This window comes from Streptomyces sp. NPDC003247 (genome assembly GCF_042888135.1).
Classification (GTDB): Bacteria; Actinomycetota; Actinomycetes; order Streptomycetales; family Streptomycetaceae; genus Streptomyces.
This window is the reverse complement of record NZ_JBIAPF010000005.1, coordinates 236350-254065: the sequence shown is the minus strand read 5'-3', so window position 1 is coordinate 254065 and position 17716 is coordinate 236350. Positions and strand designations below refer to the sequence as shown.

The following is a 17716-nucleotide window of genomic DNA, read 5'->3' as shown; positions in this document are numbered from 1 at the left end:
GGCGTAGCACCTTGAGCCGCTGCCATGGCTCGGTGTGAGTCGGCGCCGCTCGGAGCCGACTGCCACGACAGGAGGAAGCCTCATGAACAGGTACGTCGAGGAGTTCGGGTTGGAGGTCGTCTTCCGGCCCGCGAACCCGCTGTCGGATTCCGTGCCGCCGGTGGCCGACGCCGAGCCCGGCCGGGTGGTCCTTGAAAAGGGTTCGGTGCATGCCGAGGGCGCCTACCCGCTGCCGTGCGACATCGTGCTGGACCGTGACGTCGCGATACCGATGCGGGACGGCAATCACCTGCGGGGTGATGTGTTCCGACCGGCCGGAGAGGAGCCCGTACCCGTCATCGTCGTCTACACGCCGTACAGCAGGAGGGGCGGCTGGTGGAACGCGAACATGGATGTGAAGAAGTTCGGCGTGCCGGCCGAGTGGGTGTCCGGCCTGCAGTCCTTCGAGGCGCCGGACCCGGGATACTGGTGTGACCACGGGTACGCCCTCGCGATCGTGGATGCCGCCGGAACGTCCCACTCGGGCGGGGACGAGGTCTTCGTGGGCTCCGCGTCCGCCCGGAACGCGTACGACGCGATCGAATGGCTTGCGGCCCAGGAGTGGTGCACGGGCAAGGTCGGCACTGCGGGCATCTCCCAGCTCGCCATGATCCAGTGGGCGGTCGCCGCGCTCCAGCCGCCTCACCTGGCGGCCATCGCACCGACCGAGGGCTGCATCGACGTGTACCGGGAGGTCAGCGTGCGCGGCGGCATCCCCGACACGAGGTTCCACAAGGAGGACATCACCGATCACATCTTCGGCGAGAACGCCACCGAGGACCTCGTGGCGATGGTGGAGCGGTACCCGCTGATGAACGCCTACTGGGCCGACAAGCGGCCGGCGCTCGACCGGATCGAGGTCCCCGCCTACGTCGTCGCGAGCTACACCAGCCCGCTCCACCCCCACGGCACCTTCGAGGCCTTCCGCACCATCTCCTCCACGGACAAGTGGCTGCGGGTGCACAACGACCAGGAGTGGATCGACGGCGCAGACCCCCATCACGTCGCCGACCAGCGCGCGTTCTTCGACCGCTATCTGAAGGACCTCGACAACGGCTGGGAGGACACGCCCCGCGTCCGCCTGGCGGTGCTGGATCCGGGCGGCACGGACCGCGTGGGCCGCGCCGAGGAAGACTGGCCGCTGCCGCGGCAGCAGTGGCGGACGCTGTACCTGGACGCGGCGTCCGGCGCACTGGCGGACGACAAGCCTTCCGAGTCGGTCGCGGAGTACACCGGTGACGACCTCCGGGCATCCGTGCGGTTCTCCACCACCTTCGACGAGGACACCGAGATCACGGGCTATCTCAACCTGCACCTGTGGGTCGAGGCGGCCGACGCCGACGACATGGACCTGTTCGCGGCCGTCTACAAGGAGGACGCCGACGGCCAGCTGCTGCACCACATCACCCTCCGGGCACCCGAGGCGCGAGCCTTCGTGCAGTCGTTGGAAGAGGACGGCAAGCTGCCGGCCACGCTCAGCTACACCGGTCCGGTCGGTCGGCTGCGGGTCTCCCACCGCGCCTTGGACCCCGGGCGATCGACTCCCTCGGAGCCGTTCCTGACGCACACCTCCGAGGAACTGCTGACCCCGGGAGAGTGCGTGCCTGTCGAGCTGTCGCTGTGGCCGACCTCGATGGTGGTGCACCCCGGTGAGCGGCTGATCGTCGAGATCGCGGGGCACCCGGTGGGTCCCCTGGCCGGCCACGATCTGCCCGGCGCCGATCTGCACCTCAAGACCCGCAACCGTGGCGCGCACCGGATCCGCACGGGCGGCGAATACGACTCTCACCTGCTTCTTCCTGTGGTCCCCTGATCCACGGGCACGGGCGGTCGGGGCACGGCATGACCTTGTCCCGACCGCCGTTGCCGTGTGCGCCCACTCTGATCCGCTCCGGCGACGGACCGGAACCCGTGCGTGTTCCGTACAGCGGCAAACGCGATCTCCCAGAACTCCACCGACTCACTGTCGGGGCTTCGCTCCGCGACGTTCCCAAGCCTGAGCCGCGGCAGGGCTGGTGGCTGGTCCGCGCCGGCGCCTTCCGACCCGGACTCCGGAAATGGTGACGAGACGCTGACCCTTGACAGGGCGCTGCTGTCCGATCAGCACGACGGGACCTTCACCGAGTACCCGACCGTTCCGACGCTCGAGTCGCTCCGCCCCGGCGGCACGGTCGTGATCGTCGGTGTGACGAGCGGCATGAACCCGCCCGCCGCCCCGGGACACGTCTTCTGCCTCCAGCAGCGCATCCTCGGCTCTGTCGGCTGCGCCGGCAGTGAACTGGGCTACACGGGATGCCGTCCGGTTTACATCCCCAAAACGGTCTCTTATGCTGGACGCGCGTCCATTTTAATGGGCGGTACGGTCGTCACCGGAGTCGCCATGCCAGTTCCCGCCTCGATGTCCGCGCCTGCCTCCGACATACCGCCGGACGAGGCCGCCTCTGTCGAGCCCTCCCAGACCGCGGTGGACAAGGCGCTGGTGCTGCTGAAGTCGCTCGCCGAACTGGACGGGGAGATCGGTGTCAGCGAACTGGCCCGTCGCACCCGGCTGACGAAGTCGACCGCGTTCCGCCTGCTGGGCATCCTGCAACGCAACGACCTCGTCGAGCGCGTCGGCAGCAACTACCGGCTGAGCTCCCAGCTTTTCGACATCGGCGCCCGGGTCTATGGCCCCACTCCCTGGGTTCTGCAGGAACGCCTGATGCCCTACCTCGCGGACCTCTACGAGCTGACCCACGAGACCGTGCATCTGGCCACGCTGCACAGCACCGACATCGTGTACGTCAACAAACTGCAAGGTCACCGGGGGACGCGCTCGCCCTCCCGGATCGGCGCTCGGCTGCCCGCCTACTGCACGGCCGTCGGCAAGGCACTGCTCGCTTTCGACCACAGCGCGGCAGAAGCCGCGATCGCGGGCGGGCTGATGCCACGCACGGAGAACACCTGTACTGATCCCGATCAGCTCAGGGCCGAACTACAACGCATCCGGCAGGAGGGCATCGCCTACGACCGCCAGGAGGCCGTCCCCGGCCTTACCTGTGTCGCCGTCCCCGTCATGGGCTCGGCGGGGCGCCCCGTTGCAGCACTCTCCGTCTCGGGTGCCCCACGTCGCTTCGCCCCCGCCCGCTTCGCGCCGGCGCTGCGGCGTGTGGCTTACGAGGCGGGACGCGCGATGAACGCGGCTGCGCCGCTCCGGCAGGCGCCGCCCTCGGGTCTCGACGGTCTGCCGACGGCCTGAGCCCGGGACGCCATCCGTCTGCGTCCACAGTCTCGGCCTCATGGCCCGCAGTCCCCTGCGGGCTCAGTCTTCCCCGTGCGTACGGGCCACCAGGTTCGCCGAGCCCGTACCCGGCTGCACCCGCGGGACACTCACCACGATGTGTACGAGCCCTTCGCCTTCCAGGGCCTCGTACACATGTGGCCGGTCTGCCGGGAACCGCGCGAAGTCACCGGCCTCAAGCTCGATCGGACTGTCGGCGGGGCCCACCCGCACTCGTCCGCTGATCACGTACAGATGTTCCAGGGTCCCCACCCGGTGGGGCTCGGACGGTTCCGCCTCCCCGGCTCGGGCCTTGATCCGAACCACATAGTTCTCGATGACACCGGATCCGTAGATGTGGTCCAGCGGCCGCGCCTGATATCCACCGTGCTCCTGCCACACGACCTGGTCGCCCCGCTGCACGATCATCACTTGTTCCGGCTCCGCGACCAGCCGCGTCATCGGTACACCGAGCGCGGCGGCGATGGCGAACAGCGTGTCGAGCGTCGGGTTGCCCATCCCCTGTTCCAGCGTGGACAGCGTCTGCTTCGCCACTCCGGCCTGCCGCGCCAGCTCAGCCAGCGACAGTCCCCGTTGTTCCCTGAGCAGACGTACGTTCCGCGCCACCAGGGCGTTTCCTCCAGACACGAGGCCACTCTATTGGACCCGGCACCCCGACCGGTGATCACCGGGGCGCAGCGCGCCGACGCAGGAGACGCACAGGTCACGCCCCGCCCGTGGTGGGCCTGCTGAGACGGCCGCCGTTGCGGCCCTGGAGCCGGTCCTGGAACTTCCATGCCTGCCGGTCGAGAAACGCTCCACCGTGAGAGCCGCGGTGAGACCCGACTTGGTCTTCCGGACCCCCTGGTGGAGCCGGCGGAGGCCTTCGGCGGGGCGCAGGGACGACGACCGCCGGAGGGCGTGCCGCTCCTCAGCCGTCGCCCCGGGGCCCCGACTTGGCCAGAGTCTCGGACGGCAAGGTGCCGAAACGTTCGCGGTACGCGGCGGAGAACCTGCTCAGATGAGTGAATCCCCACCGGCGTGCTGATTCGGTCACCCCGGCGGTGCCGGCCAGCAGCTCCTCGTGGACACGTTCCAGGCGCGCGTTGCGGACATACGTCATCGGGGACACGCCGACGTGCTCCCTGAAGCCCTCCTGGAGGCGGCGGGCGCTGATCCCGGCGACCTCGGCCAGGTCCCCGACGGTGTAGGGGTCGTCGGGGCGGGCGTCGATCAGCTTGATCACCCTGAGCACCGTGCGGGGGCAGGCGGGAGGTTCCGGCCGCCGCAATGCCTCGGTGTAGTTGTGTGAGTGAGCCAGCAGCAGGCCGCTCACCAGCAGCCGCTCGTAGTGCTGCCGGAATGCCTGCTGGTCGATGAGCCCGCTGCCGCTGTCCGACTCGGCGAGGTACAGGTTCAGAGCGTTCTGCCAGCTGCGGGCCGACGCCGATGTGAGATCGAAGCCGAGCGCGAACTCCAGCGGTGTCTGCAGCGGGCGGCCCAGGAGAGCTTGCAGCTCCGTCTCCACGACGCCCCGGTCGATCTTGATCCCGAGCTGTTCGGAACCGTTCTCGCAGCTCAGGAGGTGGTGCTGCTGGGTGGGAGCGAAGACCATGGCGCTGCCGGCCGTGAACGTCATCCGCTGGTCCCCGGAAGCCGCTTCGACGGACCCTCGCAGGACGACGTTGACGTGGTAGTGGGACGGCGTCCGGTCGGGATCGACGCGAGTCCGCTGGCCGAAACGCATCACACCGACGGTGACGTGTTCCGAGCGGGTGCCGCGCAGCTCACCTCCGGGGCCGCCGTCACCCCTGAGCGGGGTGACGTCCGCGGGATAGAACAGGTCGTTGAGGCGTTCGCGGAAGTCGTCGAAGCCGGTATCGCGGCACAGCACGTGACGCGTCAGTAGGGAACGGCCCATCCGGACATCCTCGCCTCCGGCTCGTCTCCCTGGCAAGAGCCGACGTCATCGGACAGGAGGCGTCGCCGCGGCACCGGCGCGATCGAGGATGCCCTCCGGCACCTGGACAGGGCGCCGTTCAGGTTCCCGACACGCAGCTGAAACTTCATCGCGGTAATCGGACAGCCCGCCGCGCCCATCGGATATCGCCCTGAGCTGCTGCTTCATACCTTTGCACCAGCTTGAACGCCTGGAGCCCGCCCCTCCCTCCGGAGGATCTCGGGTGGTCCCCCGCTCGATTCAAGGAGGAATCGTGCCCGAATCGATCCACGACGTGGCGATCGTCGGCTGTGGTCCCGTCGGACTGACACTCGCCCTGCACCTCGGCAGAGCGGGACACGACGTCGTCGTGGTCGACAAATATCCCGAGCGCTTCCCCCTGCCCCGCGCGGTGGTGTGCGATCACGAGGCCCGCCGCATATACCAGAGCGCCGGCGTGGGAGAGGCCATCTCACGGATCTCCGCTGCGGTCCCGGACTGGTACGAATGGCACAACCAGCACGGCGAGACCCTGGTGAAGATCAAATGGTGGGGAGACGGACTGTCCGGCTGGCCCGAGACGAGTTTCTACTCCCAGCCCGAGGTGGAAGGGGTGCTCGAAGACGCCGCCGTGGCGCTGCCCACCGTCTCCGTGCGGCGAGGGCTCGAAGCCGTCCGGATCGAGGAGTCCGCGGACGACGTCGAGCTGACGCTCACCGATCCGGACGCGGGGGAGCACAGGATCCGGGCGCGCTACGTGATCGGTGCGGACGGAAGCAACAGCTTCGTGCGTGAGCAGATGGACACGTCGGTCACCGATCTGGGGTTCTACTTCGACTGGCTCATCGTCGATGTCGTCGAGGACGAGCCGCGTACCTGGTCCCCGATGAACCTTCAGGTCTGCGATCCGGCCCGCCCGCACACCATCGTCGCCGGTGGCCCGGGGCGCCGCCGCTGGGAGTTCATGCGGCTGCCCGGAGAGTCGATCGACGAACTCAACACGGCGGAGACCGCCTGGCGGCTGCTCGAGCCGTGGGGACTGACCCCGGACAACGCGGAACTCGAACGGCACACCGTCTACACCTTCCAGGCCAGATGGGCCGACCGGTGGCGGCGGGGACGGCTGCTCCTGGCGGGTGACGCGGCGCACCTGATGCCGCCGTTCGCCGGACAAGGGCTGTGTTCCGGACTTCGTGACACGGCCAACCTCGCGTGGAAGCTCGACCTCGTCCTGCGGGACGTGGCCGGCGAGGCGCTCCTGGACACCTACACGTCGGAGCGCTCGGACCACGTCCAGCACGCGATCCAGACCTCGATCGCGCTGGGGCGGGTCATCTGCGTCACGGACACCGCCGAGGCGGCGGAGCGCGACCAGCGCATGATCACCACCGGCGGCGACCCGGCCACGGCACTGCCGCCCCTCCCGCCGGCCATGCTCGGACCGGGGGCGACCTCGTCGTCCCAGTCCGCCGCCAACATGATGGCGGGGCATCTGTTCCCCCAGTTCACGGTGACCCGCGCTGGACGGACCGGTCGCTTCGACGACGTGGTCGGCACGGGGTTCCACATCCTCGCCACGGTCGACACCACCGCCCTGCTCTCGCGTGAGCAGCGTCGTTTCCTGCGGGATCTGGGCGCGAAGCTCGTGCACGTCGTCGCCGACGGCACGGTTCCGGGCACGGACGGGGCAGAGGGTTCCGTGACCGACACCACCGGTGCCTGTCTCGCGCTTCTCAGCGACCACGGTGCGCAAGTGGTCGTGGTCCGACCCGACTTCTACGTCTACGGGGCCCGCGCGCAGGCAGAGGAACTCGGCGGACTCCTCGATGAACTGAAGCGGTCGATCGGCGCACCCGCCACCCTCGACGAACACTCTGTACTGCAGGAGGCATGACATGCCCGACATCGACAAGGCCGCTGGAGCCATCACCACCGAGGTCGTCGAGAGTTTCCGGGACACGGACGACCCCCGGCTGAGGGAACTGCTCGGAGGGCTGGTCCAGCACCTGCACCGTTACATCCGGGAGTACCGCCCCACCCTTGAGGAGTGGGAGCGTGCCGTGGAGTTCCTCACCGCTGTGGGACAGAAGTGTGACGACACACGACAGGAGTTCATCCTGCTGTCGGACGTACTGGGCGTCTCCATGATGGTCGAGACGGTGAACGAACAGGGCGGCGGCACCGAGAGCACGGTCCTCGGACCTTTCCACGTCGTGGAGTCACCGGCGCGGAACAGCGGGGACAGCATCGACCTCATGGGCGGCGGAACCCCCTGCGTCGTGTCCGTACGGGTGGCCTCGGCCGACGGCAGCCCGCTCGCCGGTGCGAGCGTCGATGTGTGGCAGTGCACGGAGGAAGGCTTCTACGACGTGCAGCAGCCCGACGTGCAGCCATTGGGCAACGGACGCGGCCTCTTCCGGACCGACGGCGAAGGCCGCCTGTGGTTCCGCACGGTCGTTCCGAGCCACTACCCCATCCCGACCGACGGGCCGGTGGGAGCACTGTTGGAAGCCACCAAGCGTCACCCGTACCGCCCCGCCCACATCCACTTCATCGTAGAAGCGGAGAAGCACCGGCCGCTGACCACCCACATCTTCGTCGCGAACAGCCAGTACATCGACAGCGATGCCGTGTTCGCCGTCAAGGAGAGCCTGGTCGTCGACTTCCCCACGGTCGATGACCAGGAAACGGCCGGCCAGTACCGAGTGACCTCTCCGTTCCGCATGGCGGAGTTCGACATCGTCGTCGAGCCCGAGACCGAGGAAGCCGCCCGATGAACACACCGTTCGAATTCGCCTACCAAGCCCTGCCCATGCGCGTCGTGATGGGCCCCCACGCTCTCGACCGGCTCGCCGACGAGATCGACCGGGCCGGTCTCAAGACGGTCATCGTGCTCTGCTCTCCCGAACAGGAAGAGCTCGCCCGGACCGTCGCGGCCCTGATCGGCGAGCGAGCGGCCGGCATCCACCCCCATGCCCGGATGCACGTACCCGTCGAGTCGGCGGCCGCGGCCGCCGAGCATGCCGCGGCCCTCGACGCGGACGGTTGCGTCGCTGTCGGTGGCGGCTCGGCGATCGGCCTGGGCAAGGCGGTCGCCCTGCGCCACGGCCTGCCGATCATCGCCGTACCGACGACCTATGCCGGATCCGAGATGACATCGGTGTGGGGACTGACGGAGGACGGCGTCAAGCGCACCGGGAAGGACCCCCGCGTCCTGCCGGTCTCCGTGCTGTACGACCCCGCGCTCACCGTGACGCTGCCGGCGGCCGTGTCCGCGACCAGCGGCATGAACGCCATCGCGCATGCGGTCGAAGCCCTGTACGCGCCGGACGCCTCACCGGTCATCGACCTGATGGCCGAGGAAGGCGTCCGGGCCCTGGCAGCCGCCCTCCCGGATGTCGTCGCCGACGGCACCGACATGGAGGCCCGGTCCCGGGCCCAGTACGGTGCCTGGCTGTGCGGCGCCTGCCTCGGCGCCACCACCATGTCGCTGCATCACAAGCTCTGCCACGCCCTCGGCGGGACACTCGACCTGCCGCACGCCCCCACCCACACCGTCGTCCTCCCGCACGCCCTCGCCTACAACCAGCCCGCGACGTCCAAGGCCGTGGCCGCGCTGGGCCGCGCCCTCGGAGACGCCTCCGACCCGGCCACGCTTCTGTGGGAACTCGCCGGCCGGCTCGGCGCCCCCCGCTCCCTGCGGGAACTCGGGATGGCTGAGGAGGACGTCGACCGGATCGTCGAGGCCGTCCTGTGCAACCCCTACGCCAACCCCCGCGAGGTGACCGCGGAAGGCCTCACCCGGCTGCTGGGCGCTGCCTGGTCCGGGGAACCGCCGGCGGCCTGACGACCGAGAGGACCACCGGGCCGTCCAGCGAGCCGTCGACCAGTTCGACGTAGCGCCGGCCCGGCCGCGCGGGCCCGGGTGGTCGTGGTCGGTGCCGTAGACCGGCGCAGCGGGAACTCGTCATCCCGGTCCATCCGTTCAGCCTCGCAGCCCCCGCTGACAGCCGGGTCCGATCACGTCAGCTGCGGAAGTCCGAGATCCAGGTGCCGCCGGTCGAACTCGGCGTCGGCACCGGCCGACCGCCCGTCCAGGTCCACGCCGTCGACTGCCGCATGACCGGCAGTCGACGCCGGCCGGTCAGCCGTGACGAAGCCCGCCGTCTCCTGGCCGGCGGACTGCGCGCCTGCGCACACTGCCGGCCCCATACCCGCATGGGCATCATGGACTTACCCGACGGAGGTATCCCGCCCCCACCCGTATGCCGCCCGAAGGAGCCCGCCGATGACGCCGGCTCCCCGCCCCCGGTCACGGAACATGACCCCGCCTCCCCCGGCCCCCGGTACCGAACAGCGCGTGCGCGCCCACCACGCCCGCGCCTCGAAGGCCCTGAACGTGCAGACGGAGCCGGGCGGGGACTTCTGAGGGCGGGCCGGGCGCACTCTGGGTTCCCCGGCCCGCACCGCCGCCGGCATCCCGGCGTGGCTGCGGCTGGTGTCCGCCCCGGCGGACAAGGCGTCGGGAAAGTTGCGGGACGGCGCCCTGGACGCGCAGCACGCTGTCGGCGACCTCGCCGGGCACCGGCCCCTCCTCCTGACCGGACACGACGCCGCCGCCGACGGCACCGCCTACCGGGCGGAGCTGTCGGAGCTGTCGGCCCGCGTCGACCAGCCGGTCCTGTCCGACGCCCCGGTCCTCCAGCACGCCCTCCAGCCGCCGGACTCCTGGTGGGCCGACCTCGCCGGGGCGCTGGAGGTGTCGGCCGTCGACACTGACCGCGTTCGCCGTACGCCAGCAGTACATGGAGCGGGCCATCCCCGAGTTCGTGGGCACTCCCGCCCCGGCCGTCTCCTGCTGGACGACAGCCCATGAGGAAGTGCACTGGGAGAACCTCACCGAACCCCTGCGGCTGCTGGCCCGGGAGGGACGGGGGCAAGCTCCGGAGGGGTTCGACTCCGCCACTCTCTACGCCTGCTCGCTGCTCCAGCCGGACACCACCCGCCCGCGTCCGCACCGTCTTCCCCGTGCTGGGCAGCCCGGCTGGCCTTGCCGCCGAGGCAACCGTGTGCGCCCAGCTGCTCCAAACCGTGGCCCGCGGCGACAACCTCGCCCTCGAAGACCAGCTCCGGGAATGGGCCGGATACCTGCGCCGCCGCAGCACCGCTCCACAGGTCCGTGACGCGGCAACGCCTGTTGCCGCGTTGTGCGCGGTCTCGTGTGCCAGCAGGTCGGAGAAGTTCTCGACCGTGGGGCTCTCGTCGTCGCTGTAACCGAAGCAGAAGGACCGCGGCAGCCCAGTGCCGCCGTTACCTGTGCAGGGGTGCTTGCGTACGGACACCCGGTGGCCAGGCTCGGGCAACCTCCTGAGCCTTCTGCGCTCCACACTCGGCAACTTGTGATCGTGGGTGTCACGCGGGCGGCGCGGACGGCTCCCGCGTCTTGCTGCCGAGCCAGAAAACGTCCTCGTCCACGAGCTCACCGGGGTACGTCCAGAGGATCTCCCATCGAAGAGACGAGATCTTCCAGGATCCTTCGCGCAGCCGGAAGTCGACCGAGTAGCGCGACACCTCGCGGACCGCGGAGTAGACGTGGCCCTCCGCCGGCGAGGGCGTACCCATCCCCGGGCCGAAGAGGGTCGTCCCGACGTCCTGCCACTGCCCGGAGGCGCTCTCGCCGTCCTCGGCCACCACGACGACCGGTGAGGTGAGCATGTGCGCACCGAGTGTTCCGCCGTTGGCCCGCATCACCTTTTCGAGGTTGGTCCAGTACCCGCGGAGGGCGTCGGACCCGGTCAGGGTGGGGCCGGCGGCGATGGTAAGGGTCACTTCGGGGTCATCGAGGTCGAAAAGCGCGAGCATGCGTTCCGCGAAGTCCGGTCCCGAAACGTTCGCCACGTAGCGTCCCATGACGTTCTGGACTTCCAGTGCGGCGCGGGCGTAGCTTCCATCGTCCATGGTGTTTCCTTATCAGGTGTTCTGAGTGTGTGGACTTGTGTCAGGACCGGATCGCCGGGGCGTCCGGGGAGGAGGGCGCGTCCGTCGTCCGTCGGTCGGAGAGGTCTCCCGTCATGGGCAGGCGCGGGATGACGACCGTCCCGATCAGCGCGGCGATCACAGCGCCGGTCAGCAGGATCCCGAACAGGAGCCGCCCGGAGTACACCGCCAACTCCGGTGTCACGAGGGCGAAGGCCGCCGCCATCAGTCGGGCGAAGGCGAGGGTGACTCCGCCCGCGCTGCCGCGTAGGAGCGTGGGGATGTATTCCTGCGTCCACACCTTGTAGATGCCCTCGCCGGCGAACGCCCCGCCGATTCCCACCAGGAAGCCGAAGATCACCAGGGCCTGCACGGTGACGCCCAGGACGACGGGGGTGGCGAACGCGGCGAGGGAGAGCAGAAGTCCCGCCCGGAAGAACACGCGGCGTGCCGGCCGGTCGACCACCCGCATGAAGAGGGCGGCGCAGACGAGGCTCACTGGGAAGCCGAGCATCGCGGCCACCGAGGCGAGGCGGACGCTGCCGCCGGCGAGTTCGGTGAACAGGTACGTGTTGAATTGGCTGACGGTGTTCACGCCGAGGTTCCACAGTGCGTAGTACAGCCCCGTGGCGAGCAGCGCCGCGAGGACCGGCGGCTTGAACATCTGCCGGAATCGGCGCGGGGAGGCGAGCCGGCCGCTGCCCGCGCGGCGCTCTGTTCCCTGGTGTGCGCGCACCCATTCCGAGGACTCCCGCATACGGCCACGCAGAACGGTGACCACGACGGCGACGAGGAAGAGATGGCCGTAGAGGAGGCGTCCGCCGAGCGCGCCCAGAGAGGCGAGGCCGATGCTGAGGACGACCGAGGCCACGATTCCGATCAGCCAGAGCACTTGAGAGAAGGCCACCATTCGTCCCTTCTGGCCTTCGGGTGCCTCTTCGTTGATCAGGGCGAGTGAGACCGGCAGATCCGCCCCGGCGGCGAGGCCGGTCAGGATCGCCCCCGCGTAGAGCATGGGCAGGGAGGCGGCGGTTCCCAGCAGACCGACGCCCACTGCGAATCCGACGAGGGTGAGGGTGAATACGCGTCGGCGCCCGTACAGGTCGCCCAGGCGGCCTCCCACCATCGCCCCGATGGCGATACTGAGAGTCAGAGCCGCCGACACGCCGCCGATGGAGCCGGCCGTGAGGCCCAGTGAGGGTTTGAGCAGGACGAGAGCGATTCCCGTGGTGACGATCGCACCCCCGTCGAGGTAGGAGGCCATGCCGGCGAGGCCGGCCGTCCGCCAGGGGGGTGGCTGCGCGGCGTGGTGATCTGCAAGCGTCATTGATTGTCCTGATCCGGCCGTGGCTGTCGGGGAGAAGGCTTGCTTCGGGGGTGCGGGGGGCTTGGTCCGTTCGTCAGGCGGGCGCGGGGCACGTCGCGCCACGGGCGGGCTCGCGCGGACAAGCGGGTCCGGGAGTGGCAGGCATGCCGAGTGGGAATCCGGGCGGCCCGAGGAGATGTTGCCTCCGAGCCGATCCGGGTGGGGTGGGTCCGAGCCGGTCGACGGCGGTGAGCGCGGGCCGGCGGGCGGGTGGCCCGATCGGCCCGCGGGCGGTGGATCGGTCGATTCCCTTCGGCTCATGGTCGACCGGGGGGCGAGGTCTGACGACCTGGGTGGTGTGAGACGGCATCCACCAGCACCTGTATGCGAGTCATGATTCACATTACGTGCGAGGTGAGATTCACATGTGGGACGGAGGGGCGTCAAGAGTCCGGTCGATAAAATGCGCTCATGCCAGAAACGCCGACCCGCACCCCGCCGGCCCTGCAGGAACGCAGCCGCCGTTCGCAGCAGGACATCCTCCAGGCGGGTTACGCGCTCCTCAAGGAGGATGGCGCAGACGCGTTGACGGTCGCGGCCGTGGCGGAACGGGCCGGCATGGCGGTGGGAAGCGTCTACCGCAGGTTCGGCGACAAGGAGCGGCTACTCCTGGCCATCCAGCGCTCCTTCACCGAGGACCTGGAAGCGGAGATCACCGAGCGGGTCTCACTGCCCCGGATGCGCGCGCTCCTCGACCCCGCGGTGGCGGTCGCCGAAGCGGTGGGAGCCTGCACGGACGCCTTCCATGCACACGAAACCCTGCTACGAGTGTTCTTCCTGCTGGGCACGCGGAATGAGGCCGTACGGGCAGAGGGTTCCAGGGTGAGCGTCGAGGGCAATCGCCGCTTCGCGGCGGCGCTGGCCCATGTGCCGGTCACCCACGCCGACCGCGATGCCGCGCTGGACTTCGCCTACCGCCTCGTCTACGCGACGATCGCTCACCGCGTCGTCCAGGGGGGCGATCTCGAGTCCGATCGGCCTCTGTCGTGGGCCGAGTTGCGGAGCCACCTCCAGTCGGCGGTCGTCGCCTATCTGCTGGGACCCCGCCGCCCCTGACGCCGGGCCGGCGGTGCTGATCCTTCGGGCGGGGTTCCGGCGGTTCCCGCCCGGCGGAGCGGTGGGCGGTTCGTCGGAGGTGCGCCGGTTCCGCCCACTCGATCTGCGACAGGTCACAATCCTCGACGGCGCGGCGGAAGCCGGAGGCATTCCGTGCGCTGCGGCTCGTCGCCCTCGAGGTCGCTCCCGACCGGCGTCGGCACACGGGTGCACGGACGCGGCTCGGTGTCGTTGAGGGCTCGTCCGGAGAGCATGGGGCGTGCTCGTGACGGGGAAGCCGGCGCGGCGGGGGCGGCTTTCGCCGCATGCGCGTCGAGCGCCTCATGGGTGGCCGCGTGGAACTGCTTGCGGGCCCCTGCCGTTCCCGCGGCCGAGATGAGCCTGATGTGGGGCCGGCTCCGAATTCGCACCGCCTCCCGTCCGCCGGTCCATCGCCTTTCGGGTGCGCCCTCCCCGCTCACAGCGATCAGGTCCCGCTGCGGCCGCTTCGTGTGGCGGGGAAGCCGGCCCCCTCATCTTTGCCGACGCGCATCTTGACAGGCGCGAAGTCCACATGTGAACCTCCACTCACATTCAATGTGAATAACAACTCACATATGAGGTCGAGGCGCCTTCGCGTGCCCGCCACGGCATCCTCGCCCCCCTTCGCCCCCACCTCACCCTCGCAACGGCGCGGGATTCCTCTGGAGGTGCTTCATGAGCCCGATCTACGACATCGCCGTCGTCGGCTACGGACCGACGGGCCTGACCGCGGCCTCACTACTGGGCCGCCTGGGCCACCGCGTGGTGGTCTGCGAGCGCTGGCCCGGCCTGTACGGCCTGCCGCGGCTGACCCACATCGACGACGAGGCTGCCAGGACGATCCAGGCGTCGGCCGACGTCGATGAGGCGCTGCGGGACTCGTCCACCTGCCACTACGTCTGGCTCAACGGCAAGGGCGACGTCCTCGTGGAGATCCCGGCCGATCCGGACGGCCGCATGGGTTTCCCGGACCACATCTCGATGTACCAGCCCGACGTGGAGAAGGCCATCGACACGCGTCTGCGCGGTTACGGAGGCGTCGATGTCCGCCAGGGCTGGGCAGTCACCGGCCTCGAACAGGACGACGACGGCGTCACCCTACGGCTGCGCGGGTGGAACACCGAGGCGGTCACCGCGGACGGACCCCACGACGAGGTCCGCGCCCGGTATGTGATCGCGGCCGACGGCAGCCGCAGCAGCGTTCGTGAACTTCTCGAAGTCGAGCGCCAGGACTTCGGGTTCAACGAGCAGTGGCTCAACATCGACACCGAGTGGCTGCGCCCGCAGCCGGCCGAGTACGCCCACGGCACGCAGTACTGCGACCCGGCGCGCGGACACATGACGATCAACATCGGCCACACCCGCCAGCGCTTCGAGTTCGCCCTGCTCCCGGGAGAGAACCGGGACGACATGACGGGAGCCGAGGCCGCCTGGCGCCTGCTTCGTGAGCACCACGACCTCGGCCCCGAAGACCTGCGTGTCGTACGCCAGTTGGTGTACACCTTCGAAGCGCGGATCGCGACCCGCTGGCGATCAGGCCGGGTCTTCCTGACCGGCGACGCCGCCCACACCATGCCGCCCTACCTCGGCCAGGGCGCCTGCAGCGGGCTGCGCGACGCCGCCAATCTGGCCTGGAAACTGGACCTGGTCCTGCGGGGCTCGGCGCCGGCCACCTTGCTGGACACCTATGAGAGCGAGCGCCGCCCGCACGTCACAGCCATCACCCATGCGGCGATCGGGCTCGGACGGATCGCCAACCTCCACGACGTCGAACAGGCGGCGGCCAGGGACGCAGCCTTCGCCGCCGGCGAGGTGCCCCCGCCTCCGCCGTTCCCTCCGCTGAACGGCGGCATCCTGCGCACCGGGACGAACGCGCCGGTGGGCACCCTCACCCCCCAGGGCCGCGTCCGGCTGGCCGACGGCCGGGAGGGCAGGCTCGACGACCTGACCGGATACGGCTTCCTCCTGGTCTGCGCGCAGGACCCGGCCGAGGCTCTCGGCCCCGAGCGGCTCGCGCGCCTGGAAAGCCTGGCCTGCGCCGTGATCGCCCTGGACGGCGTCGAGGACCTGGACCAGCGCTATACCCCCTACCTGCGGGAACTCGGCGCCACCGCCTACCTGGCGCGGCCCGACTTCGTCCTCTTCGGTATCGCCACCGATGTCGGCGAGATCGGTCCGCTGGTCGACGACCTGCTCGCCCGGCTCGCTGTGAGGACCGAGGCAGCGGCATGACACCCGACGAGCACTCGATGCCGGAACTCCCGGCCCTGGTGGCTGCGCAGCACCGTGCCATGCCCTTCACCCGGCTGGTCGACTACGGCATGGACCACGCGGACGCCCGGCAGCTCCTCTCCGACACGGTCGCGGGAATGCAGTGGCAGGACTCCGCCGTCATCCTCGCGGAGACCCAGCTGGAGCGCGCCGGCCAGGCCGAGACGGCCGGACACCACACCACGGCCCACCAGTCCTACCGGTTCGCCGCCGCCGCGTTCATGTTCGCGCAGATGGCGTATCAGACGGACACACCCGACAAGCGCGACCTCTACGCCCGCCACACCGCCGCGACCGCCTCGGCCGCTGCCTGCCGGACGTCCCGCGGACCTGCCGTCGAACGGGTCACCGTCCCGTATCGCGACGGCATCCTGAACGGCTGGCTCTGCCTTCCGCGCACCCGGGAGACCCGCGCCACGGTCATCGTCTGGGGCGGCCTCAGCGGGTGGGGCGCGGCCTACGCGCCGATCGCGGACGCCTACACGGCCCGGGGCATGGCCTGTCTGCTCGCCGAGGGCCCGGGGCAGGGCACCTCGCGGCTGACCCACGGACTGTACGTCGACGAGAGGGTCACCGACGGCTTCGCCCGCTTCCTCGACCTCGTCGAGGCCGACTCCCGCCTGACCGGCCCCATCGGTGTCCAGGGCATGAGTTTCGGAGGGCTGTTCGCCGCCCATCTCGCCGCGGCCGACTCGCGCGTCGCCGCGGTCGTCGTCAACGGCGCCCCCGCGACGCCGGCGGTCCCGCAATTCCGGACCGCCCGGGAACAGATGAGTGCCGTCGTCGGCACCGAGGACTTGGACAAGGTCTCCGGGATCATGAACAGCCTCCGTTTCGACCCCGACGAGCACCGGATCGGCTGCCCACTGCTCCTGTTGCACGGCGGCCGTGATGCCCTCGCCCTCTCTACTCGGACCAGGAGCCCTTCCTGCGCGGAGCCGCCCCCGGGACGAGGACCGTACGCACCTGGCCCGATGGGGAGCACACCCTTTACAACCACGCCGCGGAGCGGGACTCGTTCACCGCCGACTGGTTCACCGACCATCTGGACATCGACAGCTAGTATGACGCGCCTGAAATCACGGATGCACCGAGTTGCTGCGCTGGGCGGGCGGGGCGGTGGCGCCCTGTCAGCTGACGTGTTGGGCGAGGCGGGCCAAGAGTTCCTGGCTGTGCGCGCGAGGATCGTGCTGCGGTGCGCGGAGGGCGGGACGAACAAGCGGGTGGCGGCCGAACTCGGTGTGAGCGAGCAGTCGGTGAACCGCTGGCGGGCCCGGTTCGTCAAGCGGCGGCTGGACGGTCTGGTCGACGAGCCGCGGCCCGGTCGGCCGCCGTCCATCCTGCTCGACCAGGTCGAGGACGTTGTCGTCGCGACGCTGGAATCCACGCCTGGCCAGGACACGCACTGGTCGCCGGCGTCCATGGCGGCCCGCACCGGACTGTCGAAGTCCACCGTCGGGCGGATCTGGAAGAAGTTCGACCTTCTGACCAAGGTCACCGGCGACAACACCCACAGGTCGGTCTACGGTGCCACGCTGTTCGCCGAGTTGGTGCTCGGCGAACAGCGGTCACAGCGGCTCCTTCCCGAACGGTTCATTCGCTGAGCTGCTCCCTCGGGCGCAGTCGCCGATGTGGTGGATGTGGATGGATGTGGTGGATGTGGGGCCCTCGGGGGCATGGGCACCGGTGTGCCGGAACTCCACGGGGAGGTGACATGGTCGTCCTGGGGGTGCCGAGGCCGGCGGCGCGGTGAGGCGCGTGCCTGGCTGTGCGGAAGGGCTCCCGGGAG

At 69.9% G+C, this 17716-nt stretch carries 14 protein-coding genes and 1 pseudogene; 11 read left to right on the top strand and 4 right to left on the bottom strand.

The window, feature by feature from the left end; translation table 11 throughout:
- The first annotated feature begins 82 nt into the window (after positions 1–82).
- Together ACFYWQ_RS18680 and ACFYWQ_RS18675 are read left to right on the top strand one after the other, a co-directional pair.
- On the top strand, positions 83–1852 hold the full coding sequence (locus ACFYWQ_RS18680) for a CocE/NonD family hydrolase (RefSeq protein ID WP_389517834.1): 1770 nt from the start codon (positions 83–85) through the stop codon (positions 1850–1852).
- 102 nt (positions 1853–1954) lie between these two features.
- The gene (locus tag ACFYWQ_RS18675; protein WP_389517832.1) at positions 1955–3277 is read left to right on the top strand and encodes an IclR family transcriptional regulator C-terminal domain-containing protein; all 1323 of its coding nucleotides are present in this window, start codon (positions 1955–1957) and stop codon (positions 3275–3277) included.
- 63 nt (positions 3278–3340) lie between these two features.
- Here ACFYWQ_RS18675 and ACFYWQ_RS18670 read toward each other — a convergent pair whose 3' ends face one another.
- Positions 3341–3925, bottom strand: a complete 585-nt coding sequence (locus ACFYWQ_RS18670; protein ID WP_389517830.1) for a helix-turn-helix domain-containing protein — start codon at positions 3923–3925, stop codon at positions 3341–3343.
- A gap of 304 nt (positions 3926–4229) precedes the next feature.
- Positions 4230–5219 (bottom strand): AraC family transcriptional regulator, encoded by a 990-nt coding sequence (locus ACFYWQ_RS18665; protein ID WP_389517828.1) that lies wholly within the window; start codon positions 5217–5219, stop codon positions 4230–4232.
- 292 nt (positions 5220–5511) lie between these two features.
- Between ACFYWQ_RS18665 and ACFYWQ_RS18660 the strand changes: the two genes are divergently transcribed.
- The 6 genes and pseudogenes from ACFYWQ_RS18660 to ACFYWQ_RS18635 all read left to right on the top strand — a co-directional run bounded on the left by ACFYWQ_RS18660 (position 5512) and on the right by ACFYWQ_RS18635 (position 10113).
- A complete protein-coding gene (locus ACFYWQ_RS18660; protein WP_389517826.1) occupies positions 5512–7131 on the top strand; it encodes a bifunctional 3-(3-hydroxy-phenyl)propionate/3-hydroxycinnamic acid hydroxylase in 1620 nt (539 codons plus the stop codon).
- 1 nt (position 7132) lies between these two features.
- Entirely contained in the window at positions 7133–8014 is an 882-nt protein-coding gene (locus tag ACFYWQ_RS18655) for a dioxygenase (RefSeq protein WP_389517824.1), read from the top strand.
- The gene (locus ACFYWQ_RS18650) at positions 8011–9084 is read left to right on the top strand and encodes a maleylacetate reductase (RefSeq protein ID WP_389517822.1); all 1074 of its coding nucleotides are present in this window, start codon (positions 8011–8013) and stop codon (positions 9082–9084) included. Before ACFYWQ_RS18655 ends, ACFYWQ_RS18650 begins: the two co-directional genes overlap by 4 nt.
- Positions 9085–9287: 203 nt before the next feature.
- A pseudogene (locus ACFYWQ_RS18645) lies at positions 9288–9449 on the top strand (DUF6233 domain-containing protein); the annotation flags it as partial.
- Between the two features lie 76 nt (positions 9450–9525).
- Positions 9526–9666 carry a hypothetical protein gene (locus ACFYWQ_RS18640; protein WP_389517820.1) on the top strand — a complete coding sequence of 47 codons (141 nt, stop codon included), beginning with the start codon at positions 9526–9528 and terminating at the stop codon, positions 9664–9666.
- A gap of 69 nt (positions 9667–9735) precedes the next feature.
- The gene (locus ACFYWQ_RS18635; RefSeq protein WP_389517818.1) at positions 9736–10113 is read left to right on the top strand and encodes a hypothetical protein; all 378 of its coding nucleotides are present in this window, start codon (positions 9736–9738) and stop codon (positions 10111–10113) included.
- A 536-nt stretch (positions 10114–10649) separates the two neighbouring features.
- Here ACFYWQ_RS18635 and ACFYWQ_RS18630 read toward each other — a convergent pair.
- The gene (locus tag ACFYWQ_RS18630) at positions 10650–11195 is read right to left on the bottom strand and encodes a nuclear transport factor 2 family protein (protein ID WP_389517816.1); all 546 of its coding nucleotides are present in this window, start codon (positions 11193–11195) and stop codon (positions 10650–10652) included.
- A 40-nt stretch (positions 11196–11235) separates the two neighbouring features.
- The gene (locus ACFYWQ_RS18625; protein ID WP_389517814.1) at positions 11236–12540 is read right to left on the bottom strand and encodes an MFS transporter; all 1305 of its coding nucleotides are present in this window, start codon (positions 12538–12540) and stop codon (positions 11236–11238) included.
- Positions 12541–12990: 450 nt separating this feature from the next.
- Between ACFYWQ_RS18625 and ACFYWQ_RS18620 the strand changes: the two genes are divergently transcribed.
- The 3 genes from ACFYWQ_RS18620 (at position 12991) to ACFYWQ_RS18610 (ending at position 17531) form a co-directional block, all read left to right on the top strand.
- Positions 12991–13635, top strand: a complete 645-nt coding sequence (locus ACFYWQ_RS18620) for a TetR/AcrR family transcriptional regulator (protein ID WP_389517812.1) — start codon at positions 12991–12993, stop codon at positions 13633–13635.
- A gap of 696 nt (positions 13636–14331) precedes the next feature.
- Entirely contained in the window at positions 14332–15888 is a 1557-nt protein-coding gene (locus tag ACFYWQ_RS18615) for a bifunctional 3-(3-hydroxy-phenyl)propionate/3-hydroxycinnamic acid hydroxylase (RefSeq protein WP_389517810.1), read from the top strand.
- On the top strand, positions 15885–17531 hold the full coding sequence (locus ACFYWQ_RS18610; protein ID WP_389517808.1) for a helix-turn-helix domain-containing protein: 1647 nt from the start codon (positions 15885–15887) through the stop codon (positions 17529–17531). The genes ACFYWQ_RS18615 and ACFYWQ_RS18610 overlap by 4 nt, the downstream gene beginning before the upstream one ends.
- Positions 17532–17716: the final 185 nt, after the last annotated feature.